Origin of the sequence: Saccharothrix luteola (genome assembly GCF_020859565.1) — a bacterium.
Classification (GTDB): domain Bacteria; phylum Actinomycetota; class Actinomycetes; order Mycobacteriales; family Pseudonocardiaceae; genus Actinosynnema; species Actinosynnema luteola.
Map to the genome: position 1 here is coordinate 64,712 of NZ_JAJHUO010000025.1, position 24,473 is coordinate 89,184.

The window sequence follows — 24,473 nt, forward strand, 5'->3', positions numbered from 1 at the left end:
GGCGGGGTCGTGGCCACGCTGTGCCGACCCGCCATCGCGGTGCCCGAGCACCTCATCACCCGTGAGGAGACCCTGGAACTGGCCAGGGCCCTGCACCGCGACCACCCGCAGCTCGACCTCGCGTTGCGGCTCATCGGCAACACCGGCGTCCAGACCAGGCACATCCTCCAGCCGATCGAGGACACCCTCAGGCACCCCGGCTTCGCCGTGCGCAACGCCCTCTACGAGAAGGAGGCCAAGTCCAGGGTGCCGGAAGTGGTGCGACGGGCGCTGGAGCACGCCGACCTGTCGGCGGCCGAGATCGACCTGATCGTGTACGTCTCGTGCACCGGTTTCATGATGCCGTCGATGACGGCCTGGCTGATCAACACGATGGGGTTCCGGTCGTCGACCCGCCAACTCCCGATCGCACAACTCGGGTGCGCCGCGGGTGGTGCGGCGATCAACCGCGCGCACGACTTCTGCACCGCCTACCCCCGGTCCAACGTGCTGATCGTGGCGTGCGAGTTCTGCTCCCTGCTGTACCAGCCGACCGACCTCGGCGTCGGCAACCTGCTGTCCAACGGCCTGTTCGGCGACGCGCTGGCCGCGGCCGTGATGCGGGGCGAGGGCGGTGAAGGGGTGCGCGTCGAGCGGAACGGCTCCCGCCTGGTGCCCGACACCGAGGACTGGATCGCCTACGAGGTCCGCGAGACCGGGTTCCACTTCCTGCTGGACAAGCGGGTGCCCGGCACGATGTCCATGCTCGCGCCCGCCATGCGGGAGACGGCCGAACCGCACGGCTGGGACATCGCGGGCCTCGACTTCTACATCGTGCACGCGGGCGGGCCGCGGATCCTGGACGACCTCGGCAAGCACCTGCGGCTGCCGGCGGAGACGTTCCGGTACAGCAGGATGACGCTCACCGAACGCGGCAACGTGGCCAGCGTCGTCATCTTCGACGCCCTCGAACGGTTCTTCGCCGACGGCGGGGCCGAGCACGGCGCGCGCGGCGTCATCGCCGGGTTCGGCCCCGGCATCACGGCGGAGATCTCCCTCGGCACCTGGAGCGCGTCACCGCCGGCGGGGGAGACGTGATCGCGTGTGGGAGGCTGCCGGCATGCGTTGCGGGATCGTGCTGCCGTTCTTCGACGCGCCGGAAGTGGCGTCGTGCGCGGCGTTGGCCGAGGAGTGCGGCTGGGACGGCGTGTTCCTGGCCGAGGCGATGTGGGGCGTCGACGCCTGGGTGGCGTTGACGGCGGCGGCGATGCGCACGTCGTCGGTGCGGCTGGGCACGATGCTCACGCCGTTGCCGCGGTTCAAGCCGTGGGACGTGGCGTCCAAGGCGGCGACGCTGGACCGGTTGTCCGGTGGGCGCGTGCAGCTGTCGGTCGGGCTGGGCGCGCTGGACCCCGGGTGGACGGCGTTCGAGCGCCCGACGAGCCGGGCGGCACGGGCGTTGCTGCTGGACGAAGGGCTCGCGGTGTACGACGGGCTGATGCGCGGGCAGCCGTTCTCGTTCCGCGGGCAGCGCTACGACGTGCGGGAAACGGACTCCTACCCACCGCCGCCGCCCGTGCAGCGGCCACGGGTGCCGGTGTGGGTGGTGGGCGCGCACGGCCGCCCCGTGTCGATGAGGCGTGCGGTGGCGTGGGACGGGCTGCTGCCGAACGTGATCGACGGCGGTGAGGCGCGTGGTCCGGCGAACCCGTCGGAGATGGCGGCCATCGTGGCGGAGGCGAGGGAGCTGCGCACGTCCCTCGGGCTGCCGTGGGAGGGCTTCGACGTGATCGCCGAGGGCGTGGCGACGAGCGTGGGCGAGTGGGCCGACGCGGGCGCGACCTGGTGGGTCGAGTCGGACTGGGAGACCACGGTCGACGCCGTGCGCGACCGGATCGCCGCCGGGCCGCCGTCGTCCTAGAGCGCGGCGAGGACCTGGTCCGCCAGCTGCTCCGGGGTGTGCAGGTCGCCTCGGAGGACGAGCGTGTCCGGGGGCAGGCCGGCCCGTGCGGCGACGCACCGGTCGACGTTGCGCAGGCGGAAGGCGCGGGCCTGGGCGTCGGCGTCCGGGTTGTGCGGGTCCATGACCTGGTTGTCGATGCGGCGGCGCAGCTCGTCGGCGGGCACGTCCAGGAAGACGTGCCGGAGCGGGACGCCCGCGGCGGCGAGGAGCCCGAAGATCTCCTCCCGGTAGGCCGGCTCGACCAGGGTCATCGGCGTGATCAGGTGCCGCCCGTACTCGCGGTGCAGGGTGATCGCGACCTCGGCGGTGAGCTTGCGCCACGGCGGCAGGTCCTGGAAGTCGCCCGTCCCCGACGGGGGCGCCGACACCTGGAGCAGGTAGCCGACGTGCTCCGGGTCGAACGACAGCGCGTCCGGCAGGCGACGGCGCAGCTCCTCGGCCAAGGTCGTCTTGCCACCGCCGAACGCGCCGTTGATCCACACGATCATGTTCACAAGATATACGTGACTTCGGACCCCCGTCCGGAGGCGGGCCCGGCCGGGACATACTGACCGGTATGACGACACTCGACCACTGGGGCGGCACGAGCCGGCACGTCGACCTGGACGGTGCCGGCGTGCACTACGTCGACTTCGGCGGCGACGGACCGCCGATGGTGCTCGTGCACGGCCTGGGCGGCTCGCACCTGAACTGGTGCCTGATCGCACCCCACCTCGTCGACCGGTACCGCGTGCTGGCCGTCGACCTGGCCGGGTTCGGGCTCACCCACCCCGAGGGACGTGCCACGACCGTGCCCGCGAACGCGCGGCTGCTGGAACGGTTCCTGGCCGAGGTGGTCGGCGAGCCGGCGGTGCTCGTCGGCAACTCGATGGGCGGAATGATCGCGATCCTGCACGCCGCCCGCCGTCCCGCGTCCGTGACCGCGCTGGCGCTGCTGGACCCCGCCGTGCCGCTGGCGTTGGGCGCGCGGTTGGACCCGCAGGTGACGGCGGCGTTCGCGATGTACGCCGTGCCGGGGCTGGGGCAGTGGTTCCTGACGAAGTCGCGGACCGGGGTGTCGACGCGACGGCAGGTCAAGCGGGTGCTGAACCTGGTGTGCGCGAACGCGAAGTCGGTGCCGGAGGAGATGGTCCTGGCTTCGATGTCGCTGCTGGAGCAGCGCGCCGAGATCCCGGGGCTGGACGAGGCGTTCCTGACGGCGGCGCGCTCGGTCGTGTGGACCGGCGCCACCAGGCGGCGGTACTACGCGGCGATGAGCAGGGTGCGCGTGCCGGTGTACCTGATGGCGGGCGACAAGGACCGGCTCGTTCCCGTGGCGTCCTCCCGGGAAGCGGCGCGCCGCAACCCGTCGTGGCGCTTCGAGGTACTGGAGGGCGTCGGCCACGTGCCTCAGCTGGAGGTGCCGGAGCTGGTGGCGTCGCGGATCAAGGACTGGCTGACGAACCCGGGCGGTTGAGGAACTTCGCCCAGGCGTGGCGCGGGAAGGACAACATCGGCCCAGCGGGGTTCTTCGAGTCGCGGACGTCGATCGCGTCGGGCACGAACCTGACCTCGACGCACGCGGGGTTCTCGGCGCTGCGACTCGACTTGAACCAGTCGGTGCGGTCGCTCACTCCAACTCCTTGCCGATCTGCTCGATCAGACCCAGTGATTCGACCCGGTCGAGCGCGAAATCCATCGCTTGGCTGTGGGCCAGACTGTACTCGCGGATCCGCATGGGCTGATCGATCAGATCGGTGGTCGACACCGTCTCCTGCCACACCAGGTCGGGCAGCCTGCTGCTGGCGAAACCCAGGAGGTAGAAGGTCGACCCGCCGATGGCGTTGTGGTAGTCGGCGCTGAACGGCACGACCCGCACGTCGAGCGTCTCCGGGTGCTGGTCGATCTTGGCGGCCAGGTGCTTGAGCTGCGCCGCCATCACCTCCCGGCCGCCGACCATCTGCCGCAGTCCCGACTCCGTGATCACCGCGGTGAGCCGGAGCGGGTCGTCGCCCTCCAACCGCTCTTGCCGCTTCATCCTCACTTCGACCCGGCGGTGTGCCTCGGCCAGTCGGATGCTCGGCGCGCCGCCGTTCATGATGGCCATCGCGTAGTCCCGGGTCTGGAGCAGTCCGGTGATCATGCCCGCGCTGTAGGCGCGGATGCTCTCCGCGCCTGCCTCGAAGCCGAAGTACCGCAAGACTTCCGAGCTGAACATGGCGGAGTAAGGGCTCCACCAGGCGCGTTTGCCTGCAGCCTCACGGAGTTCCTGAAGCTCTTCGGCCTCTCCTTCGTCGAAGTCGAGGACGGCGGCGAGTTCGGCCAGCTTCCGGGCGTTGATCTTGACGCGGCCGGTCTCGACGCCCGACACGAACGACTGACCGGTGTCGATGGCCTTCGCCGCCGACGCCGCCGTGATGTCCATGAGTTCGCGGCGCTCTCGAAGCCGCAGTCCGAGTTCCCACGCCGCCACCGTGGGTGATGAGAATGCCATGTCGCCCCGATCGAGTGAAGCCTGTTGCTGATATCACCAATTCCAGCCACCATGGTAGCAGCGGATGTTGTCGAGTGTGGGAGGCGGGAATGAGTCGGTCCCAAGTTCACCTGTGGGCGCAGGTGCCGGGCGATGTGTGGATCAACTACGAGGTGGAGCCGGGCGGAGGGGCGGTGGTGTTCAAGATCGGTCAGGACGTGGAGCTGTTCATCGACCCGAAAGCCTTGACCAAGATCAGTGAGGTGGCGGCGGAGGCGGCGGAGTTGGCGGGCGCGGTGGCGGCCGACCACCTCAGCTCGCGGTCGAGGTGACCAGTTCGTCGAAGCCCGCGCGGATGCCGTCGGCGAGCACCTGGACGTCCGGCACGCCGTCGAAGTCCGCGTTGATGCCGAAAGTGATCTGATCGAGGTAGGAGAAGATGCCGACGCTGATGCGGATGGTGCTGGCGATCGGCACGTACGGGTAGATCTCGGACAGCCGCCTGCCCAGCATGAACAAGGGGATGCGGGGGCCGGGGACGTTCGTCGTGACCGTCTGCAAGAGCTGCTGCGGGAAGCGCATGGCGGTGCGTGAACCCAGCGCGAGCAGGGTGGGTGCGGCGAAGTTCGACAGGTTCGTGAGGACGTCCGCGCCGGCCGCCTGACGGCTGCTCTTGAGGTCGTCCATCTGTTCCCGGATCGACGCCAGTCGTGCCAACGGGTCCGACTCACTGACGGGGAGGTTCACCAGCACCGCGCTGACGCGGTTGTTCAGCACGCCGCGCTCGGCGGACGACCGCATCGACACCGGCACCATGCTGCGCACCACCTGACCGTCGGCCAGGTCGTCGCGCTTGGCGAGCAGGTCGCGGAAACCGCGTGTCACGGCCGCGAGGATGACGTCGTTCACCGTGCCGCCGGTGACCCGGCGGACGGCCTTGATCTCGGCGAGGTCCGCGCGGGCCCACACCCAGCGCCGGTGCGGTCCGATCGGCCCGTTCAAGGTCTTCGGGGTGCCGACGGCGAGTCGTCGGGCGGTCGTCGGCAGGCTGCCCAGCACGGCACGGCCGACGTCCAGCACCTCCGAGCCGCTGCGCAACCGCTTGGCCAGCGCCGGGAACTTGGCCAGGTGCGTGACCGGCGTCAGCACCGCGTCGCGCACGCCGTCCACGACGAGGTCCAGGGTCGACGGGCCGGCGGCGGGCTGCCACCGCACCGGCTCGGGCAGGGGCGCGTCCTCGCGCCAGTCCAGCAGCACCTGCATGAGATCACTGCCCGCGATGCCGTCGATCAGGCAGTGGTGGACCTTGGAGATGATCGCCCACCGACCGCCTTCCAGGCCCTCGACCAACCAGACCTCCCACAACGGCTTGGCCAGGTCGAGGCGTTGCGCGAAGAGCCGTCCGGCGAGGTTGCGGAGCTGGTCGTCCGCGCCCGGCGACGGCACGGCGGTGTGCCGGACGTGGTAGAGGATCTGGAAGTGCTCGTCGTCCACCCACACCGGTCGGCCGACGTGCAGCGGGAGCGCCTTGACCCGTTGCCGGTAGCGCGGCACGGTGCCCAACTTGGCCGCGAACAACCGCACCACGTCGCCGTACGACGGAGCCGGACCTTCGAACACCAGGACCGACCCGACGTGCATGGGCACGTTCTCGTCCTCGATGAAGAAGAAACCCGCGTCGATCGCGCTCATCCGGTCCATCGCCCGACCGTAGGCCTGTACCGACCCGGTGGTCCAGGACGGCGACCGCGCAAGAATCGAGACTTGCCGGTACTGGCGGAATCAACCGCCACGAAACATCATGGTTACCTGGGGTTCGCGCTCGACGCGGAGCGGGGGAGGGGCCATGTCAGCACTGCCGCACGTCCCACCGGATCACTCTGACCTGCGTGAAGAGCCGTCGTCCGAGCCCGGTCCGGCGCCGGGCCTGCTCTGGTACCTCACCGAACCGACCCGCACCGCCGTCGCCATCGGCCAGTTCGCGGCCACCCGGTCGTTGTTGCGCGCCGCTCCCAGCGGCGACGGCCACACCGTCCTCGTGCTGCCGGGCCTGGGCGCGACCGACGCCTCGACCGCGACGCTGCGCAAGTTCCTCACGGGTCTCGGCTACGACGTCCACGGCTGGGGACTCGGCCTGAACATCGGCCCGTCGGTCGGCGTCGTGAGCGGCATGCGCGACCTGCTGCGTGAACTGGCCGTGAGCGGCAAGGTGAGCATCGTGGGCTGGTCCCTGGGCGGCATCTTCGCCCGCGAACTGGCCCGTGAACACGCAGGCATGGTCCGCCAAGTGATCACGCTGGGCAGCCCCTACGCGATGACCGACCTCCGCCAGACCAGGGTCAACCCGGTGTACCGACTGCTGGCCCGGTTCTACGTCGCCGGCGCGGACATGCCGCCACCGGAGCACACCCGGCCACCCTTCCCGGTCCCCTCCACGTCGGTCTACTCGAAGTCCGACGGCATCGTCGCCTGGCAGACCTGCGTCTGCACCCCGGCGGCCCGCCAGGAGAACGTCGCCGTCACCTCCAGCCACCTCGGCTACGGCTACAACGCCACCGTCCTCTGGTTGATTGCCGACCGCCTCGCCCAACGCCAGAACCGCTGGCGCCCCTTCACCCCGCCGCCGGGGATGTCCCGGATGTTCCCGGCCGCCTGACCCCAACCCGAACCGACCGAAGGCACCACCCCCAACCGCTCCGAACCCCGCCGCGCCCGCAACCCGCCACACACCCACCCCCACCCGGCATCACCCGCGCCCGCCACCACCCCGCGCCCGCGTGACCTGCCGCCGCCCGCGCCCACCCACCGCCGCCCCGCGCGATCGCCTCGCTGAACCTCGGACCACGACATTCCTCTGTGGACCGGACGTTGCTCGATCCGGGTGGCGGAAGCGGTTTGTCAACCACCTCCACCACAGGGTTCAACACGTGGGCGCCCTTGTTCGCGCGCCGGCGAAGTGGCTACGTTTCCGCCGCCGCACGGCAATTCCAGCCACCGGAAGGACTTCGCCATGAGCGTGTCCGCGCGAGCGCGCCCGCGTGCCCTCGACTCACCGGCGCCCAAGGTCGTCGCCACCCGCCACCCGTGGCGGTGGGTGGGTGTCGCCGTCGTGCTGATCCTGCTGTCCCAGTTCGTCCACGGCCTGGTGACCAATCCCGGCTGGGACTGGGCGACCTTCGCCCGCTTCGTCACCGCGAGATCCGTCCTGGACGCCGTCGTCGTCACCCTGGAGCTCACCCTCTACGGCACGGTCCTCGGCTTCGCCCTCGGCATCGTGCTCGCCCTCATGCGCCTGTCCCGCAGCCGTTTCCTGGCCACGGTGAGCTGGACCTACGTCTGGGCGTTCCGCTCGATCCCCCTGATCGTCCAGCTCCTGTTCTGGTTCAACATCTCCTACCTGTACGACGAGCTGAACTTCGGCATCCCGTTCGGCCCGACGTTCTTCGGCGTCGAGACCAAGGACCTGATCAGCCCGATGGGCGCGGCGGTGCTCGGGCTCGCGCTGCACCAAGCGGCCTACGCGGCGGAGATCGTGCGCTCCGGCGTCATCTCCGTCGACCACGGCCAGCTCGAAGCCGCCGCCGCGCTCGGCATCCCCCGGTCGCGGCAGCTGCGCCGGATCGTGCTGCCGCAAGCCATGCGCTCCATCCTGCCCAACGCGACCAACGAGGTGATCAGCCTCTTCAAGGGCACGTCCGTGGTGTCCGTCGTGGCGATCGGCGAGCTGTTCTACCAGGTCCAGGTGATCTACGGCCGCAACGCGCGGGTGGTCGCGCTGCTCATGGTCGCCACCGCCTGGTACATCGCCCTGACCACCCTGCTGTCCATCGTGCAGCACTACGTCGAGAAGCACTACGCGAAGGGCGCGACCAGGCACGGGGACGGGTGGAAATGGGCCAGGTGATGGTGGACGTCCGAGGCGTGCACAAGAGCTTCGGCGACAACGAGGTGCTGCGCGGCGTCGACCTCCGGGTCGGCGCGGGCGAGGTGGTGGTCGTGCTCGGGCCGTCCGGCTCGGGCAAGTCGACGCTGCTGCGCACGATCAACCACCTGGAGAAGGCCGACCGCGGCCTGGTCAGCGTCGACGGCGACCTGATCGGCTACCGGCGCCGCGGCGACAAGCTCTACGAGCTGCGCGAGCGCGAGGTCCTCCGGCAACGCGCGCACGTCGGCTTCGTCTTCCAGAACTTCAACCTCTTCCCGCACCTGACCGTGACCGAGAACCTCGTCGAGGCGCCGGTCTCGACCAAGCGCAGGACCACGGCGGAAGCACGCGCGCAGGCCGCTCGGCTGCTGGGCCTGGTCGGCTTGTCCGACAAGGAGGACGCCTACCCGAGGCACCTGTCCGGCGGTCAGCAGCAGCGCGTCGCGATCGCCCGCGCCCTCGCGCTGGAGCCGAAGGTCCTGCTGTTCGACGAGCCGACGTCCGCCCTGGACCCGGAGCTGGTCGGCGAGGTGCTCGACGTGATCCGGGACCTGGCGCGCGGCGGTACCACGATGATCATCGTCACCCACGAGATCGGGTTCGCCCGGGACGTCGCCGACACCGTGGTCTTCCTGGACGGCGGCGTCGTGGTCGAACAAGGACCACCCGAACAGGTGCTGGACGACCCCCAGCACCCGCGCACGCGCGCCTTCCTGTCCAAGGTGCTCTGAGAGGAGAACCCGTTGTCCGCACTGAAGATCGCCACCGCGGTCACCGCCGTTGCCCTGACGTTGGCCGCGTGCGGGACCGCCGACGGTGGCACCACCGAGAACCAGGTGGTCGCCGCCGGCAAGACCGTGAACCTCGGCCCGGACCAACAGCGCGTGACGGCCGCCAAGGTGGACTCGATAGCCGCCAAGGTGCCCGAGCGGTTCCGCGCGGGCGGCAAGCTCGTCGTCGGCGGATCGGTGTCCACCGCGCCGCCGCTGCGCTTCTTCGCCACCGACGACAAGACACCGATCGGGGTGGAGACCGACCTCGCGGTGCTGATCGCGGGCGTGCTGGGGCTGGAAGCGCAGCTGGAGACCACGTCGTGGGAGAACCTGTTCATCGGCTTGGACAGCGGCGCGTACCCGGTGGGCCTCTCGAACATCACGGTGACCGAGGAGCGCAAGGAGAAGTACGACTTCGCCACCTACCGGCTGGACACGCTCGCGTTCGAGGCGAAGCGGGGCGGCGACTGGCGGGTCACCAAGCCGGAGGACGTCGCCGGCAAGATCGTCGCGGTCGGGTCGGGCACCAACCAGGAGAAGATCCTCGTCGACTGGAGCAGGTCCAACGAGGCGCGCGGCCTGCCCGCCACGGACATCAAGTACTTCCAGAACGCCTCGGACTACTACCTGGCTCTGGAATCGGGCCGGATCGACGCCTTCCTCGGCCCGAACCCCACCTCGGCCTACCACGTGGCCACGTCCGGCAAGACCGAGGTGATCGGCACGTTCTCCGGCGGCGGTGCGATCGTCGGCAAGATCGCCGCCACCACGAAGAAGGGCAGCGGCCTGGTGGAACCGATCGCCGAGGCCCTCGACCACCTGATCGCGACCGGCAAGTACGCCGAGGTCCTCGACCGGTGGGGCCTGGGTGACGAGGCCGTCGAGCGGAGCGAGGTCAACCCGCCGGGCCTGCCCAGGTCGTGACCGCTCGACGCGGCGACTCCGCGCGGTGGCCGGAGGCGGCGAGGAAGCGCAGGACCGCCCGCGCGACCTCGTCGCTCTGCCGGAAGTTCGGCGCGTTCGTGTTCGGTCGGGCGAAGGCCGCGTACGCCTTGCGCGTCGTGTAGGGCCCCACGGCGAAGCGGCGCGGGTGCGGCGCTCCGGTGACGTCCACGACGCGGCTGTCCACGGGGTCGACCAGCACCAGGCCGTCGACGTCGGTCACGTCACCGGCCGCGGCCATCGAGCTCAGCAGCGGGTCGGCGGTGTGCGGCAGGGTGTGGACGGGCAGGCGTGCCTCGATCAGGCCGGTCGCCCGGACGACGTGCGACGGCACGCTGGAGCTGCCGGCGAGGAACGCCCCGTCCCTCGCCCGGACCCACGTGTCGGCGCCCAGGAACCGCACGACACCCGCCCGCGACAGGGCCAGCAGCTCCGCCAACCGGTCCGGCGGCGGCCCGCTCGCGATCGAGCTGAAGAACCCGTGCCACCAGCCGTCGTCCCCGCGCAGGCGGCCGGACGCGGACAGCACCGCGAACTGCCCGTACACACCCAGCATCGCGAGGAACGCCCCCAGGTCCGCGCTGTGCGCCGGGTCCGACCGCCGAGCCAGGTCGGCGGCGACGTGGTCCCGCAGGAACTGCTGGAAGCCCTCGCTCGACGAGAACCTCAAGCCGTCGATCGGACGGTCCAGCCGCTCGAAGTCGACGCGGTCCGCCTCCGAGGGCACGGCGGCCCGTTCCAGCGCCCGCATCCCGTCGCCGTACCAGTCCAGCTCGGCGAACCGCGCCGAGAACACCTCCCACGACGACCGCACCCGCGACGGGTGTCCGGTGAACAGCTCGCGGTAGTGGCCGTAGGCGATCTCCTTGGCCATCAACGGCCACGCGTCCCGCCGGAAGTCGACCTCTCCCGGCCGTGCGAGCAGCTCCGACGCGACGAAGAACCGCGGCGGCTCCGGCGCCGCGCCGCGAAGCCGGTAGCCGGTCTTGGAGTGGTACGGCGTGCCGCGGCGCGACCCGACGTGCAGCCGGGGCTCCCGGCCGGACGGGACGTACTCCACCCTCCCGTTGACCCGCACGAACCGACCGCCGCGACCCTCGCCCAGCAACACCGCGAGGTCGACGAACGCCAACCCCATGCCCCGCACGACGACGTCCTCGCCGGCGGGCACCGCGGACAGGTCGGTGTCCGCCGTGTAGTCCGGCGGCAGGTACGTCAAACCGTGCGCGGCGGCGTACTCGGCGAGTTCCCGGTGCTCGGGCGCGACGACGGCGTCCAAGTGCCCCAGCACGAGCAGGACCACGTCGGCCACCAGCGGTTCGACGCGGTCGGCGAGCCACACCCGCTGCCGCTCCCGGGCGGATCCGGCTATCCGCACCACCTTCGTCGAGTGCACCGAGACCGAGCTGCCGTCGGGCAGCGACGACACCGCGACCTCGTGGAACCACTTCAGGTAGGCGCTCTGCACCCGCCTGCTCGGGAACGACGTCGGCTCCGTCGCCACCAACTCGTCCCGGACCGACGGCTCCAGCTCCACAGCGGACAGGTGCGTCCGCGCCCACTCCGCCAGCGACGGGCCGGGCCGGATCGGACCCTCGCACGTCACCGACGAGTCGGTGAACACCGTGACGTCCTCGGCCATGGAGTTCATCCGCAGCAACGGCGACTGCTCGTGCCGCCACACCCGCCCCGCGCCCGGCGGAAACGGGTCGACCAGGTGCACCTCCAGCGGACCGTCGAACAGCTCCGGCGCGTTGGCGCCGAGGCGTTCCAGGATTCCCGAGGCACGCGGGCCGGCGCCGACCAGGACGAGCACGTTCATCGGCTGCTCCAGGGCAGGAGGGATCACGACGACCGCCGCGTCCCTCAACGCCGCGCGGTGATCGTATGCGCGCGTCGGCGAGGCGAGTCAAGGCATTCCGGCATCTGGACGGCCCCGGGCCGTCGTTGACGCGCCGCCGCGGTCGCTGCTCCACTGGGATTCGTGGAATCCACGCCGCAGCAAGGCTTTCCCGTCGACCCCGCGCGTCTCCCTCAACGTCGTGTGCGCGTCGACGTCTCCACCCTCTGACGGAAGGTACTGACGTGCCCGTTGAGTTCCTGGGGATCGGCGGCACCAACGACGGTTCCGAGACGCACCCGCGCAGCGGCGGGTCGTTCGACAAGGACTACACCCTGCGGTTGGCCCGCGCGCACGAGGAGCACGGCTGGGACCGGGTGCTGTTCGCCTACGGCTCCGGCTCGCCCGAGCCCGCGCAGGCCGCCGCGTACGTCGCCACCAAGCTGGACAAGCTCCAGATCCTGCTGGCGCACCGGCCGAACGTGTCCTACCCGACGTTCGCCGCGAAGACGTTCGCCACCCTGGACCAGATCAGCGACGGCCGGTTGACCGTGCACTTCATCACCGGCGGCACCGACCACGAGCAGCAGCGCGAAGGCGATTACCTGACCAAGGACGAGCGGTACTCGCGCACCGAGGAGTACATCCGGATCGTCAAGAAGGCCTGGACGTCACGGGAACCGTTCGACCACGAAGGCGCGCACTACAAGTTCGCCGACTTCGTGAGCGACGTGTTCCCGGTGCAGCAGCCCCGGCCGCGGGTGTCGTTCGGTGGCTCGTCGCCCGCCGCCTATAAGGCAGGCGGCGCGGAGGCGGACATCTACTGCCTGTGGGGCGAGCCGTTGGCGGACACGGCCGCGCAGATCGAGTCCGTGCGGCGGGCGGCGCGGGACGCGGGTCGGGCGGACGTGCCGCGCATCCAGGTGGCGTTCCGCCCGATCCTCGGCGCGACCGAGGAGCTGGCCTGGGAGAAGGCCCACCGGACGGTGGACGCGATCAAGTCCCGCACCGGGGGAGCGAACCCGCTGACCCGCAGGCACCCGCTGAAGAACCCGGAGAACGCGGGCTCGCAGCGGCTGCTGGAGATCGCCGGGCGCGGTGATCGCTTCGACCGCGCCCTGTGGACGCCGACCGCCGCCGCGACCGGTGGCGCGGGCAACTCCAACGCGCTCGTCGGCACGCCGGAGACCGTGGCGCAGGCGTTGCTGGACTACTACGACCTGGGCGTGGACATCATGTCCGCGCGCGGCTACGACATGGTCCACGACACGATCGACTTCGGTCGCCACGTGATCCCGATCGTGCGGGAGGAAGTGGCCAAGAGGGACCGGGAACGCGCCGCAGCGGTGGTGGCGTGACGACCCTCGTCGCCCGCCGGGTCGGCTGGGAGGACCCGGCCACGTCGCCGTTGAGGGAAGAGCTGACGCACGAGTACGTGTCCCGCTACGGCGACGCCGCCCGTGCGGAGCTGACGCGGTACGACCCGGCCGTCTTCTCCCCGCCGCACGGCACGTTGGTGCTGCTGTTCGAGGGCGGCGCGGCGGTGGCGGGCGGTGCGTTCATGCGCCACGACCGGCGCACCGCCGAGTTGAAGCGGATCTGGACCCACTCGCGGCACCGCCGTCGCGGCCTTGCCCGCCGCGTGCTCGCGGAGCTCGAGCGTGAAGCCGTCCGCTTCGGTTACGCGCGGCTCTACCTGACCACGGGGCCTCGGCAACCGGAGGCCCGCGCGTTGTACCTGGCAACCGGGTACACGCCGCTGTTCGACCTGACCGCGGAAGCCCTTCCGCTCCTGCCGTTCGAGAAGGATTTGAGGTGACCCGTGCGCACGCGCTGCCTGTTGCTGCTGACCTCGGTGCTCGCGCTCGTCGTCTCGGGGTGACCCGGGCGGGCCGCGATCGCGGGTGGACCGGGGTTCTTCGACATCCCCCGTCCGCCCGCCTGCGGTGTCCCGAAGCGTATCCACGGCCTCGCGGGCTTTCCGGGGCACTTCGGAGGCGCCTCCAAGGTAATGGTCACCTGTTTCACCCCTTGTGTCGACCACTGCTTCACCCCAGGGTTCAGCGCGGCCCGTTGGCTCCGACGGGCAACCCTGACGGAGGTGGAGCATGTCCCCTGCACGCAAGATCGCCGCGTCCCTATTCGCGGCCGCCACGCTCTCGGTGTTCCTCACGACCCCCGCGCACGCGGCGACCGACGCCGAACTCGCGTTCCACTGGGCGCCGGTGCACTACCAGGACACCGACTCGTCCGACTACGACGCCGATTACCTGTCCACTGTGGACTTCGACGGCGAGTGGAACACGTTGGACAACTGGGAGGCGCAGGACGACTCGGTGGCGCGTCTCGCCGGTGCGGCGTACTACTCGGTCGTCGAGACGTCGACGCACTGGTTCCTGGTCTACAGCTTCTACCACCCGCGTGACTGGGAGGACTTCGCCGACCCGTTCGAGCAGTTCACGCACGAGAACGACATGGAGGGCCTGCTGGCGACCGTGCGCAAGGACGGTTCGACGTTCGGGAGGCTCGAAGCGGTGATCACGGTGGCGCACAGCGACTTCTACTCGTACGTGCCGGCCGGCAGCACGTTCACGTCCGGGCGTGAGGGCATCGACGGCACGCTGCGGCTGTCGGGCACCCGGCCGACCACCCGCCAGGAGGCGAAGGGGCACGGGCTGTACGCGTGGAACGGGGCGGAGTTCCCAGGTGGTGACGGCGTGGTGTACGTGCCGAGCGCCACGGGCGAGGTGCCGTCGGGCGGCAACGACCGCTCGGTCGGGTACCGGCTGGTGGACACCTTCGCGGCGGGCGGGTTGTGGGCGCAGCGCAACAGCTCCACGACGTTCGCGAGCTGGGGCACGTTCCGGGGCGACAACGGCAAGGACAACTCGGCGAACAGCGCGTGGGGCTGGGACGACGGCAATGACGGCAGCGACCTCCAACGAGGCCTGCTGGCCACCGACCCGGCCTACCTGGTCTCCGTCTACTTCGCCAACCGCGGCACCTTCAGCCTGACCTACACCCGCAACTCCTACCGCTAACCCCCGCGCGTGTCGAACCTCCGCGTCCCGCGTGTCGAACGTTCAGGACCACCGTGTCCTACGTTCAGGACCCCCGAATTCAACGCTCAGAACACGGGCGGCGGTGCCGAGTGTTGAACTCGGGGGTCCTGGAGGTTCGACACGCGGGTCCTGGAGGTTCGACACGCACGGTGGTGTGAGCGTGGTTACGCCCGGTCGCCGCCGCCGAAGACTTACCCTCCGGTGATGACGCTGAGGCTCGACACCGCAGGCCCGGTCGCCACGCTGACCATCGACCGCCCGGCCAAGCGCAACGCCATGAGCTACGACATGTGGTCGGCGCTGCCCGGCCTGCTGGCCCAGGTCCGGCACGACGACGACGTGCGCCTGCTCGTCGTCCGCGGCGGCGAGCACTTCTCGGCCGGTGCGGACATCAGCGAGTTCTCCACCCTCCGCAAGGGCGCGGACGGCGCCGCGAGGTACGGCGAGGCGGTCCACAACGGCGAACGCGCCATCGCCACCCTCGGCAAGCCCACCATCGCCGCCATCACGGGCTTCTGCATCGGCGGCGGTTGCGAGATCGCGCTGGCCTGCGACCTGCGCGTGGCGGCGGCCGACGCCCGGTTCGGCATCACGCCCGCCAAGCTCGGCATCGTCTACAACTTCACGTCCACCAAGCAGCTGGTCGACGTGGTCGGCCCGGCCTGGGCCAAGCAGATCCTGTTCAGCGGCGAGATCGTCGACGCCGCCACCGCGCTGCGCATCGGCCTGGTCAACGAGGTCCACCCGGCCGACGACCTGGACGCCAGGGTCGAGCAGCTGGCCGAGACCATCGCGGCACGCGCGCAGGTCAGCGTCCGGGGCGCGAAGCAGATCGTCAACCGGATCACCGACGGTCAGCACGACGAGGACGACGCCGTGCGAGCGCTGTACGACGAAGCCGTGCACAGCCCGGAGTACGCGGAGGGCGTGGCGGCCTTCCTGGAGAAGCGGACGCCGAGGTTCTGAACCCCCGGCACGCGGGTACCTCGACCGCATGACCGAACACCCGCTCGAGGGCGACCCGAACGACCCGGACCAGCACATCAACCCCGACCCGCCGCACTCGCCGGGCACGCCTGAACCGCCCGACCTCGACGTGGACCCGGAGCGGTTCCTCGCCGAGGGCGAGCGGCGCGGACAGGAAGACGAGCCGCCCTCCTGAGAGGACCCTCCCGCGCCGAGGCCGAGAGGGTCCTCCGGGACGAGGTCCTCTCAAGACGAGAGGACCTCTGGGGAGGGTCAGTCGTCGTACTTGTTCGTGTCACCGGGCCATTCGCCGGTGAGCCGGTCGTAGCCGGTCGCCCCGCCCCGGTCGATCGCGGCCTTCACCAGGCCGAAGATCGCACCCTGGATGGACGCCGCCAGGAGCACCTCGCCCCAACTCCGGTCCTTCTGGGTCGGGGTCGGCGCCTCCTTGGTGCCGGTGATCAGCTTCCACACCTGGCCGAACAACGCGCTGGCGGCCAGACCACCGAGCACGCCGAACAGCATGCCGAGGGGCCGGTACAGGAGCTTGTTCACGTTCACCGCCCCCTCCGCAGGAGCTTCCACAGCACCAGCACGACCGCCGCGACCCCTGCCGCGACCGCCGCCGGGTGCCGACGAGCCTGCTGCACGCCCTGCTCGACGCGCTGCTGCACGGGCGGCGGCAGCGACTCGACCGCCTGCGCGGCCTTCGTGCCGACCTGCTCCGCGACCACACCGGCCTTGAGGCTGACCTGATCGGCCACCTCGCTCGCCTTGTGGCTCACCTGCCCGGCCACCTCGCTCGCCTTGTGGCCGACCTGCTCCGCCACCTCGCCGGCCTTGTGGCTGACCTGGGACGCCACGGCGCCCGCCTTCTCGCCGATCACGGCGGCCTTCTCGCCGACGGCCGCACCGGCCGCGCCGGCCGCCGCGCCCGCCTTGCCGACCTGCTCGCCCGCCTTGTCGGTCGCGTGGCTCACCTTGGCGGTGGCCTTGCCCGCCGCCGCCGACACCGCCGCGTTGGCCCGCGTAGCGGTCTCCTTCACCTGTTCCACTCCTTCATGCGCCTTGTCCTTCACCCGTCCGGGCACGTCGGTCTTGTGCACGAGCGCTTCCACGGTGTCCCCGAGCTCCCGCCGGGTCTTCTCGACGTCGGCGCGCAACTCGTCCGGGTCGGTGGGGCCGTTCTTGCCGCTCATCGGTGTGCCCTCTCGCTCACGGTGGCGATGTCCTGCTTGACACCCGCTATGGCCTCTTCCGGCACCGGCGGGGTGCCGCGTTCGAGCTGCTTGCGGCCGATCAGCGCGAGCACGCCCGCGACGACGAGCACGGCCACCGCGACGACGAACGCCGCGATCCACGCCGGCATGACGGTCGCCAGCAGCAGCACCAGCCCCGCGAGCACCGTCATCAGGCCGAACCAGGCCAGCACGCCCGCGCCGCCGAGCAGCCCGGCCCCCGTGCCGACGCGCTTGGCCTTCGTGCGCATCTCGGACACGGCCAACCGGATCTCGTCCCTGGCCAGCCTGCTCACCTGCTCGGACAGCCTGTTCACCAGTTCCGCGGTGGACGGTTCCCGCTCGGTGACGCGCGTGGGGGCGCTCGGGGTCGCGCCCGCGGTGACGCGGTCCGTAACCCGATCGGTGCCCGTGTCAGCCGCGCGGGTGGCGGCGACGTGACTCATGGCCGTCTCCTCTCTCCACTCGCCCTCCGACTACCCGAAAACGCGTGGGTGTACGCACGGTGTTCGGGGGAAACCCGTCGCCCATGGCGCACGCACCGGAGGCGCCCACCCAGCTGTCGAGGCGCTCGTGGTGGGCCGTGCTGAAGAGGACGGTCAAGGAGTTCAACGAAGACAACCTCACCGACTGGGCCGCCGCCCTCACCTATTACGCGGTGCTGTCGCTGTTCCCCGGTCTGCTGCTGCTGACCGCGCTGCTGGGGCTGCTCGGGCCGGACGCAACCCAGTCCATTGTGGACAGCCTGGACGCGCTGGGACCCGGCGAGGCCAAGGACACCATCGCGGGCGCGATCGAGAACCTGCAGAAGTCACAGGCCAGCGGCCTGCTGGCGATCGTCGGCCTGGTGACGGCGCTCTGGTCGGCCTCGGGCTACGTGGGCGCGTTCATGCGCGCGTCGAACTCGATCTACGACGTCGAGGAGGGCAGGCCGTTCTGGAAGGTCATCCCGCTGCGGCTGGGCCTGACCATCGGCGTGGTCGTGCTGCTGGCGCTCACCGCGCTCGGCGTGACGCTGACCGGAGGCGTGGCCGAGTGGCTGGGCGAGGTGCTCGGGCTCGGCTCGACGTTCGTCACGGTGTGGGACGTCGCGAAGTGGCCGGTGCTGTTCGTGCTCGCGAGCCTGGCCATCGGCCTGCTGTTCTGGGCCTCGCCGAACGTGCGGCAGCCCAGCTTCCTGTGGATCACGCCCGGCGGCCTGCTGACCGTGGTGGTGTGGGTCGCGGCATCGCTCGGCTTCGCGTTCTACGTGGCGAACTTCGGTTCCTACAACAAGACCTACGGCTCGCTGGCCGGTGTGATCATCTTCCTGGTCTGGCTGTGGATCTCGAACCTGGCCCTGCTGCTCGGCGCCGAGCTGGACGCGGAGCTGGAGCGGGGCAGGCGGATGGAGGCCGGACAGCCCGCGGGGCGGGACCCGGTGGCCCCGCCCCGCGACACGGCTGCGATGGACTGAGCTGCCGCCGACCCGACCCGGCGGAGGTCAGGTGGAAACCCTGACCGGTGGAGGTCAGGGGGGAACCCGGCCCGGCGGAGGTCAGGCCTGCTGCTCGCTGACCTGCTTGCGCACTTCTTCCATGTCGACCTTGCGCGCCTGCTCGATGAGGTCTTCGAGTGCCGCCTCGGGCAGGGCGCCCGGCTGCGCGTACAGCACGACGCCGTCGCGCACGATCATCAAGGTCGGGATCGACCGGATCTGGAACGCCGCGGCGAGCTGCTGCTGCGCCTCGGTGTCGACCTTGCCGAACACGATGTCGGTGTGCTTCTTGGCGGACTTCTCGTAGGTCGGGGCGAACTGGACGCACGGCCCGCACCAGCCCGCCCAGAAATCGACCAGGACCATCTCGGAGCCGCCGACAACCTCGTCGAAGTTCTCCGCGGTCAGCTCCACGGTGGCCATAGGTCCTCCTTGCTGTGGACGCGGGGGTCGACCCCCTTGTACCCGGATCAACGATGGTCACTCGCCGACAATTCCCTTCAACAAGCAGTGGACGCCTTCAACAGAACGTTGTAGCTTTCGGTTCACCCGAATGCAGGAGGTGCCCCGTGCGCAGGACCGCAGCCCTCGCCCTGTCCCTGTTCGCGCTGGTGGCGTGCGGTTCACCCGCCGAGGACCCGCCGGTCGGGTCCGGCGACGACCTGCCGTCGTCCTCGGCGATCGTGGAGGCCGTCACCAAGGACGACGCCCTGGCCGCGACCCTGCCGGCCGCCATCGCCCAAGCGGGCAAGCTGCGCGTCGGCTCGAACATCCAGAACCCGCCGAACAACTTCTACGCCGCCGACGGCAAGACCCCGGTCGGCTCGGAGGTCGACCTGGCCAAGGCGCTCGGCGCCAAGCTCGGGCTGACCGTCGAGCACCAGGACATGGCGTTCGGCTCGCTCATCACGAGCCTGCAGGCGGGCCGGATCGACGTGACCATGGCCGCGATGAACGACACCCCGGAACGGCAGCAGGCGATCGACTTCGTCGACTACTTCACCTCCGGCATCACGATCATGGTGCAGAAGGGCAACCCGGCGGGCGTCAAGAGCCCCGACGACCTGTGCGGCAAGTCCGTCGCGGTCAACCTCGGCTCCAGCCAGGAGACCTACGCCAAGGAGTTCCAGTGCCTGTCCGGTGAACCCATCGGGGTGACGGCCACCGACAGCGACACCCAGAACCAGAACCAGCTGCGCACCGGCCGCGTCGCCGCCATCCTCAACGACCTGCCCACCGCCGTGTACGTGGCCAAAACCGCCGGTGACGGCGAGTTCTTCGAGGTCGTGGACCTGGCCCCGATCAACGGCGGCCCGTACGGCATCGGTGTCAACAAGGACACCCCGGAACTGACCGCAGCGCTGCAGAAGGCACTGCAAGCGCTCATCGACGACGGCACCTACGGCAAGATCCTCGAAGCCTGGGACGTCGAGCAGGGCGCTGTCACGAAGGCGACCGTCAATGGCCGTTAAGGACGACGTGGACGACGTGGACGACCTGGTCGTCGTCCCCCTGCGGCACTGGGGGCGGTGGGTCGTCGGCGCGGTGATCCTGGCGCTGCTCGGCGCGCTCGGCTGGGCGCTGGCCGACGCGAAGATCGACTACGCCGCCGTGCCGGGGTTCTTCACCCACGACATCATGCTGCGCGGCCTGGTCAACACGGTCGTGCTGGCGCTGGCCGCGCAGGCGGGCGCGATCGTGCTCGGCGTGCTGATCGCGCTGCTGCGCCGGTCGGCCAACCCGGTCGCCCGCTGGTTCGCCGCCGGGTACGTGTGGCTGTTCCGCGGCCTGCCGGTGCTGTTGCAGATCCTGCTGTGGTTCAACCTGGCGCTGGTGTTCGAGAACATCTCCATCCCCGGGCTGTTCGAGGAGAAGACCAACGTCCTGGTGACCGCGTTCGTGGCCGCGCTGCTCGGGCTCGGGCTCAACGAGAGCGCCTACATGGCGGAGATCGTGCGGGCCGGGCTGAACAGCGTGGACCACGGTCAGGTCGAGGCGGCCAAGGCGATCGGCATGACGCCCGCGACCACGTTGCGGCGGGTCGTGCTGCCACAGGCCATGCGGGTGATCATCCCGCCGACCGGCAACAACTTCATCAACATGCTCAAGGGCACGTCCATGGCGTCGGTCATCGGGTTCCTGGAGCTGATCCACGCCGCGAACAACATCGCCTCGCGCAACCTCCAGATCATGGAGACGCTGCTGGCCGCCGCCGCGTGGTACATGGTCGTGGTCAGCGTGGCGAGCGTCGGGCAGCACTTCCTGGAGCGCTACTACGGCAAGGGGGTGGCCCGGTGAGCCTCGTGCGGGCGGTGGGCGTGCGGAAGTCGTTCGGTCACACCGAGGTGTTGCGCGGCATCGACCTGTCCGTGGACGCGGGCCAGGTGGTGTGCCTGCTCGGGCCGTCGGGCGCGGGCAAGTCGACGTTCCTGCGCTGCGTGAACCACCTGGAGACGATCGACGCCGGTCGGATCTGGGTGGACGGCCGGCCGGTCGGGTTCGCCTCGCGCGGCGGGAAGCTGCTCGAGCTGCGCGAGCGGGAGGTGGCGCGGCAGCGGCGCGGTGTCGGCATGGTGTTCCAGCGGTTCAACCTGTTCCCGCACCGCACGGCGGTGGAGAACGTCGCCGAAGGCCCGGTGCACGTGCTGCGGACGCCCCGCAAGGCGGCGGTGGCCGAGGCGAGGGCGTTGCTGGACCGGGTGGGGCTGGCGGACAAGGCCGACTCCTACCCGCACCAGCTGTCCGGCGGCCAGCAGCAACGGGTGGCGATCGCGCGGGCGCTGGCCATGCGGCCCAAGCTCATGCTGTTCGACGAGCCGACCTCCGCGCTGGACCCGGAGCTGGTCGGCGAGGTGCTGGACGTGATGGCGGACCTCGCCCGCGACGGCATGACCATGATCGTGGTCACGCACGAGATCGGGTTCGCCCGGCAGGTGGCCGACGAGGTGGTGTTCCTCGTGGACGGCGCGGTGGTCGAGACCGGGCCGCCGGGTCAGGTGCTGGACAATCCGCGACAGCAACGCACGCAGCAGTTCCTCGCGAAGGTGCTCTAGGTGGTCATGCGCATCCCGTCGTCCTACCTCGTCCAGTTCCACGAGCCGGAGGGGTACCTGGACTTCGCCCGCTTCGGGCCGCCGTCGTTCGCCGTGGTGGACGCCTCCACGCGGCTGGTGGAGGCGTCGGTGTCGGCCGGGCCGTCCACGGTGGACGACCTGATGCGGCAGGAGCTGCGCGCGAAGGCGGCGGTGGCCCGGCTGTGCCGCGGCGACACCGACCACGTGACGTTGCTGCCGAACACGAGCACCGGCCTGTTCCAGGCGGCGCTGGGGGTGACCGGCGAGGTGCTGGTGTCGTCGGGGGAGTTCCCGGCGAACACCTACCCGTGGGCGCGATCGCCGTCCGTCGACGTGTCGTGGCTGCCGCCCGGCCCGGTGACGGCCGACGTGGTGCGGGCGGCGTTGACGCCTCGCACGACCGCGGTGTCGGTGAGCGCGGTGGACTTCCGCACCGGCTACCGGGCCGACCTGGCGGCGTTGCGCGAGGTGGTCGGCGACCGGCTGCTGGTCGTGGACGGCATCCAGGGCTTCGGGGTGGTCGACGAGCCGTGGGAAGTGGCCGACGTGCTGGTGGTCGGCGGGCAGAAGTGGCTGCGGGCGGGCTGGTCGACGGGGTTCATGACGCTGTCCGACCGGGCGCTGAGCAGGCTGGACCCCGTGCTGTCGGGCTGGACCGGCGCCGAGGACCCCGGGTTGTTCGACAACGGCATCCACCCCGTCGGCGAGGGGGCGGCGGGGTGGTCGATCACCAACCTGAGCCCGATCGCCTCGGGTGCGCTGGCGGCGGCGTTGGAGCTGGTCGAGGTGGCCGGGGTCGAGGCCATCCAGGCTCGGGTTGTTGAACGATCCGACGAACTGGCCGAGGTGATCCGCGCGGCCGGCGGCGAGGTCGTGTCCGCGCTGGACCGCCGTGCGGGCATCCTCGCGTTCACGCTGCCCGAGCACGCGCCGTCGGTGATCGGCGCGGCGCTGGCGGACGCGGGCGTGGCCGCGACCGTGCGGCCGGAGCACGTCCGCCTGTCGCCGCACGCCTCCACGACCGCAGACACCGTCGCCCGCTTCGCCACCGCGTTGAAGGAGATCCGCAAGCCGGTCGTCGTCGAGGTGCCGGCACCCGCTCCGGCGGTGACGTCCGAGGTGCTCACCGCGCTGATCCCGACGGTGAACAGCCTGGCCACCGCGTTGGGGCCGGGCACCGAGGTCGTGCTGCACGACCTCGGCGCCCTGCCCAACTCGATCATCGCCATCGCGGGCGACCTCACCGGCCGCAAGGTCGGCGGCCCGATGACCGACCTGCTGCTCGGCCTGGTCCGCCGTGGCACGACGCAGGACCTGGCGGGCTACGAGACCTACGCGCCGGACGGGCGGGTGATCCACTCGTCCACCGTGTTCCTGCGCGACGCCGACGGCGTGGCGGTCGGCTGCCTGTGCGTGAACAGCGACCCGGGTCCGAACCGACGCCCGGAGACGGCGGTGTCGGGGGCGCCCGCGGTGGAGGCCTTCCCCGGCGACGTCGACACCCTCCAACGCCTCCTGGTCGAACGCGCCGTGACCGCCGTCGGCGTGCCCGTGGAGCTGATGAAGAAGTCGCACAAGTCCCAGGTGGTGCGGGTGCTGGACGAGGCGGGCCTGTTCCTGATCCGCGATTCGATCGACTACCTGGCCGGTGTGCTGGGCGTGACCAGGTACACGATCTACAACTACCTCAACGAGGTCAGGGGCTGACTCCCCTCGTGCACGGCGGCGTCACGGGCGGCGTTGGCGTCGTCGTCGGTCAGGGTCCGGGTCGGGTGGCGCAGGACCAGGCGCAGCAGCACGTTCTTCTGGTCCGGTCGGGCGCCCAGCCGCGCCGCGGCCACCGGCGGCAGGGCGGACACCGGGGTCTCGCTGACCACCGTGACCTCCTCCACCAGGTCGCCGACGGCCGCGCGCACGACGTCGCCGATCGTCTCGCCGTCGGCGTCCGCGCCGACCGCGACGGAGATGTCCCGCGTGACCGGCGGGTGCTTGGACACCGGCCGGTACGGCGTGAGGTCCAGCATCTGGGCGGCCACGCGCGGGTCGTCCGAGGACAGCAGGCGGATGTCCGGGATGCCCTTGCGCAGCATCAGCAGCCGGTCGAGGCCGACGCCCAGCGCCAAGCCGTGCACGTCGTCCGGCAGCCACGCGCGGCGCAGGACGTGCCTGGCCGCGAGGCCGCACTCGGCGACCTCCAGCCACTCGCCGTCCACCAGCACGTCCACCTGCCGTCCCGCCGTGGTGTACGGGTGGGTCGCGGGCGTCGTCCGGTACCGCAGGCCGGGCACGGCGGTGGTGATCACGGCGTCGATCAGCTCGTCCAGGTCGGCCCGGTGGTGGGAGATCCGCCACAGGTCGAGCTGGTGCGGCGTGCCCGAGTGCACCCGGTCGACCGCGTCGCGGCGGTGCACCATCCCGACGCACGCCAGCAGCACGTCGTCCCAGTCGTCCTGCGTGCCGAGCAGCCGCAAGGCGGGCGGCACCATCGCCGTCGTGTGGCTGCGCAGCATGCGGTTCCCGCTGGTGTAGCGCGTGTAACGGGCGTCGCGGGTGATGGCGTCGGGCGGGTAGCCCAACGCGGTGTAGTTGTCGTCGACCGACACCTCGGGGTGGTCGCGCAGCACGCGCGGCTCCCCTGGCAAGGCGGCGAGGACGTCGTCGACCAGCAGTTGCATGGCGTGCGGCCCGTAAGCGGGGTCGCTGAGGTCGCGAGGCATCGCGGGTGGTCCCTTCGACGGGGTGGACATCGGCTGGAGGGGGATCCCCCGAGCCGGTCCGCCGC

Annotated in this window: 28 protein-coding genes; 18 read left to right on the forward strand and 10 right to left on the reverse strand. The window is 70.7% G+C overall.

Features of this window, described 5'->3' with window-relative positions:
• Positions 1 to 9: 9 nt before the first annotated feature.
• Positions 10 to 1,077 carry a type III polyketide synthase gene (locus LNK82_RS31670; RefSeq protein ID WP_230570565.1) on the forward strand — a complete coding sequence of 356 codons (1,068 nt, stop codon included), beginning with the start codon at positions 10 to 12 and terminating at the stop codon, positions 1,075 to 1,077.
• A 22-nt stretch (positions 1,078 to 1,099) separates the two neighbouring features.
• Positions 1,100 to 1,900: an LLM class flavin-dependent oxidoreductase gene (locus LNK82_RS31675; RefSeq protein WP_230570566.1), complete on the forward strand. Its 801-nt coding sequence runs from the start codon at positions 1,100 to 1,102 to the stop codon at positions 1,898 to 1,900.
• Here the strand turns inward: LNK82_RS31675 and LNK82_RS31680 are convergent.
• On the reverse strand, positions 1,897 to 2,430 hold the full coding sequence (locus tag LNK82_RS31680; RefSeq protein ID WP_230570567.1) for a P-loop nucleotide/nucleoside kinase family protein: 534 nt from the start codon (positions 2,428 to 2,430) through the stop codon (positions 1,897 to 1,899). The two genes, LNK82_RS31675 and LNK82_RS31680, sit on opposite strands and share 4 nt — an antisense overlap.
• 68 nt (positions 2,431 to 2,498) lie before the next feature.
• Here LNK82_RS31680 and LNK82_RS31685 point away from each other — a divergent pair, with 68 nt between their 5' ends.
• Positions 2,499 to 3,398: an alpha/beta fold hydrolase gene (locus tag LNK82_RS31685; protein ID WP_230570568.1), complete on the forward strand. Its 900-nt coding sequence runs from the start codon at positions 2,499 to 2,501 to the stop codon at positions 3,396 to 3,398.
• Here LNK82_RS31685 and LNK82_RS31690 read toward each other — a convergent pair.
• Complete coding sequence (locus LNK82_RS31690; protein ID WP_230570569.1) at positions 3,367 to 3,555, reverse strand: DUF397 domain-containing protein; 189 nt, start codon at positions 3,553 to 3,555, stop codon at positions 3,367 to 3,369. The genes LNK82_RS31685 and LNK82_RS31690 overlap by 32 nt on opposite strands.
• A complete protein-coding gene (locus tag LNK82_RS31695; RefSeq protein WP_230570570.1) occupies positions 3,552 to 4,415 on the reverse strand; it encodes a helix-turn-helix domain-containing protein in 864 nt (287 codons plus the stop codon). Before LNK82_RS31695 ends, LNK82_RS31690 begins: the two co-directional genes overlap by 4 nt.
• A gap of 89 nt (positions 4,416 to 4,504) precedes the next feature.
• Here LNK82_RS31695 and LNK82_RS31700 point away from each other — a divergent pair, with 89 nt between their 5' ends.
• The gene (locus LNK82_RS31700) at positions 4,505 to 4,726 is read left to right on the forward strand and encodes a hypothetical protein (RefSeq protein WP_230570571.1); all 222 of its coding nucleotides are present in this window, start codon (positions 4,505 to 4,507) and stop codon (positions 4,724 to 4,726) included.
• On the opposite strand, the gene LNK82_RS31705 is transcribed toward LNK82_RS31700, so the two are convergent.
• On the reverse strand, positions 4,707 to 6,095 hold the full coding sequence (locus tag LNK82_RS31705; protein WP_230570572.1) for a WS/DGAT/MGAT family O-acyltransferase: 1,389 nt from the start codon (positions 6,093 to 6,095) through the stop codon (positions 4,707 to 4,709). The genes LNK82_RS31700 and LNK82_RS31705 overlap by 20 nt on opposite strands.
• A gap of 145 nt (positions 6,096 to 6,240) precedes the next feature.
• On the opposite strand from LNK82_RS31705, the gene LNK82_RS31710 reads away from it, so the two are divergent.
• The 4 genes from LNK82_RS31710 (at position 6,241) to LNK82_RS31725 (ending at position 10,016) form a co-directional block, all read left to right on the forward strand.
• Positions 6,241 to 7,050, forward strand: a complete 810-nt coding sequence (locus LNK82_RS31710; protein WP_230570573.1) for a lipase family alpha/beta hydrolase — start codon at positions 6,241 to 6,243, stop codon at positions 7,048 to 7,050.
• A gap of 354 nt (positions 7,051 to 7,404) precedes the next feature.
• Positions 7,405 to 8,298 (forward strand): amino acid ABC transporter permease, encoded by an 894-nt coding sequence (locus LNK82_RS31715; protein ID WP_230570574.1) that lies wholly within the window; start codon positions 7,405 to 7,407, stop codon positions 8,296 to 8,298.
• The gene (locus LNK82_RS31720) at positions 8,286 to 9,050 is read left to right on the forward strand and encodes an amino acid ABC transporter ATP-binding protein (protein WP_308257348.1); all 765 of its coding nucleotides are present in this window, start codon (positions 8,286 to 8,288) and stop codon (positions 9,048 to 9,050) included. Before LNK82_RS31715 ends, LNK82_RS31720 begins: the two co-directional genes overlap by 13 nt.
• Before the next feature lie 12 nt (positions 9,051 to 9,062).
• Positions 9,063 to 10,016, forward strand: a complete 954-nt coding sequence (locus LNK82_RS31725) for an ABC transporter substrate-binding protein (RefSeq protein WP_230570575.1) — start codon at positions 9,063 to 9,065, stop codon at positions 10,014 to 10,016.
• Here the strand turns inward: LNK82_RS31725 and LNK82_RS31730 are convergent.
• On the reverse strand, positions 9,988 to 11,856 hold the full coding sequence (locus LNK82_RS31730; RefSeq protein WP_230570576.1) for an FAD/NAD(P)-binding protein: 1,869 nt from the start codon (positions 11,854 to 11,856) through the stop codon (positions 9,988 to 9,990). The genes LNK82_RS31725 and LNK82_RS31730 overlap by 29 nt on opposite strands.
• Before the next feature lie 263 nt (positions 11,857 to 12,119).
• Here LNK82_RS31730 and LNK82_RS31735 point away from each other — a divergent pair, with 263 nt between their 5' ends.
• The 5 genes from LNK82_RS31735 (at position 12,120) to LNK82_RS31755 (ending at position 16,098) form a co-directional block, all read left to right on the forward strand.
• Positions 12,120 to 13,232, forward strand: coding sequence for an LLM class flavin-dependent oxidoreductase (locus LNK82_RS31735; protein WP_230570577.1), 1,113 nt, complete (start codon positions 12,120 to 12,122; stop codon positions 13,230 to 13,232).
• Positions 13,229 to 13,693: a GNAT family N-acetyltransferase gene (locus LNK82_RS31740; RefSeq protein ID WP_230570578.1), complete on the forward strand. Its 465-nt coding sequence runs from the start codon at positions 13,229 to 13,231 to the stop codon at positions 13,691 to 13,693. The genes LNK82_RS31735 and LNK82_RS31740 overlap by 4 nt, the downstream gene beginning before the upstream one ends.
• A gap of 289 nt (positions 13,694 to 13,982) precedes the next feature.
• Positions 13,983 to 14,915 (forward strand): hypothetical protein, encoded by a 933-nt coding sequence (locus LNK82_RS31745; protein WP_230570579.1) that lies wholly within the window; start codon positions 13,983 to 13,985, stop codon positions 14,913 to 14,915.
• Between the two features lie 225 nt (positions 14,916 to 15,140).
• Positions 15,141 to 15,902: an enoyl-CoA hydratase/isomerase family protein gene (locus tag LNK82_RS31750; protein ID WP_230570580.1), complete on the forward strand. Its 762-nt coding sequence runs from the start codon at positions 15,141 to 15,143 to the stop codon at positions 15,900 to 15,902.
• 28 nt (positions 15,903 to 15,930) lie between these two features.
• On the forward strand, positions 15,931 to 16,098 hold the full coding sequence (locus LNK82_RS31755; protein ID WP_230570581.1) for a hypothetical protein: 168 nt from the start codon (positions 15,931 to 15,933) through the stop codon (positions 16,096 to 16,098).
• A 77-nt stretch (positions 16,099 to 16,175) separates the two neighbouring features.
• On the opposite strand, the gene LNK82_RS31760 is transcribed toward LNK82_RS31755, so the two are convergent.
• From LNK82_RS31760 to LNK82_RS31770, 3 genes are read right to left on the reverse strand one after another with little or no spacing between them, the layout of a single operon-like run.
• The gene (locus tag LNK82_RS31760) at positions 16,176 to 16,463 is read right to left on the reverse strand and encodes a DUF4235 domain-containing protein (protein ID WP_372470697.1); all 288 of its coding nucleotides are present in this window, start codon (positions 16,461 to 16,463) and stop codon (positions 16,176 to 16,178) included.
• Positions 16,460 to 17,101, reverse strand: coding sequence for a DUF3618 domain-containing protein (locus tag LNK82_RS31765; RefSeq protein WP_230570582.1), 642 nt, complete (start codon positions 17,099 to 17,101; stop codon positions 16,460 to 16,462). Before LNK82_RS31765 ends, LNK82_RS31760 begins: the two co-directional genes overlap by 4 nt.
• The gene (locus LNK82_RS31770; protein ID WP_230570583.1) at positions 17,098 to 17,586 is read right to left on the reverse strand and encodes a phage holin family protein; all 489 of its coding nucleotides are present in this window, start codon (positions 17,584 to 17,586) and stop codon (positions 17,098 to 17,100) included. The genes LNK82_RS31765 and LNK82_RS31770 overlap by 4 nt, the downstream gene beginning before the upstream one ends.
• Before the next feature lie 83 nt (positions 17,587 to 17,669).
• Here LNK82_RS31770 and LNK82_RS31775 point away from each other — a divergent pair, with 83 nt between their 5' ends.
• The gene (locus LNK82_RS31775; RefSeq protein WP_230570584.1) at positions 17,670 to 18,596 is read left to right on the forward strand and encodes a YihY/virulence factor BrkB family protein; all 927 of its coding nucleotides are present in this window, start codon (positions 17,670 to 17,672) and stop codon (positions 18,594 to 18,596) included.
• Between the two features lie 81 nt (positions 18,597 to 18,677).
• On the opposite strand, the gene trxA is transcribed toward LNK82_RS31775, so the two are convergent.
• On the reverse strand, positions 18,678 to 19,040 hold the full coding sequence (trxA, locus tag LNK82_RS31780) for a thioredoxin (RefSeq protein ID WP_230570585.1): 363 nt from the start codon (positions 19,038 to 19,040) through the stop codon (positions 18,678 to 18,680).
• Between the two features lie 146 nt (positions 19,041 to 19,186).
• Between trxA and LNK82_RS31785 the strand changes: the two genes are divergently transcribed.
• From LNK82_RS31785 to LNK82_RS31800, 4 genes are read left to right on the forward strand one after another with little or no spacing between them, the layout of a single operon-like run.
• Positions 19,187 to 20,089, forward strand: coding sequence for an ABC transporter substrate-binding protein (locus tag LNK82_RS31785; protein ID WP_372470698.1), 903 nt, complete (start codon positions 19,187 to 19,189; stop codon positions 20,087 to 20,089).
• On the forward strand, positions 20,079 to 20,915 hold the full coding sequence (locus LNK82_RS31790) for an amino acid ABC transporter permease (protein ID WP_268997376.1): 837 nt from the start codon (positions 20,079 to 20,081) through the stop codon (positions 20,913 to 20,915). The genes LNK82_RS31785 and LNK82_RS31790 overlap by 11 nt, the downstream gene beginning before the upstream one ends.
• Positions 20,912 to 21,670, forward strand: coding sequence for an amino acid ABC transporter ATP-binding protein (locus LNK82_RS31795; protein WP_230570586.1), 759 nt, complete (start codon positions 20,912 to 20,914; stop codon positions 21,668 to 21,670). Before LNK82_RS31790 ends, LNK82_RS31795 begins: the two co-directional genes overlap by 4 nt.
• A gap of 6 nt (positions 21,671 to 21,676) precedes the next feature.
• The gene (locus LNK82_RS31800; RefSeq protein WP_230570677.1) at positions 21,677 to 23,398 is read left to right on the forward strand and encodes an aminotransferase class V-fold PLP-dependent enzyme; all 1,722 of its coding nucleotides are present in this window, start codon (positions 21,677 to 21,679) and stop codon (positions 23,396 to 23,398) included.
• Here the strand turns inward: LNK82_RS31800 and srmL are convergent.
• Positions 23,374 to 24,408: a PheS-related mystery ligase SrmL gene (gene srmL, locus LNK82_RS31805; RefSeq protein ID WP_230570587.1), complete on the reverse strand. Its 1,035-nt coding sequence runs from the start codon at positions 24,406 to 24,408 to the stop codon at positions 23,374 to 23,376. The two genes, LNK82_RS31800 and srmL, sit on opposite strands and share 25 nt — an antisense overlap.
• Positions 24,409 to 24,473 lie beyond the last annotated feature (65 nt).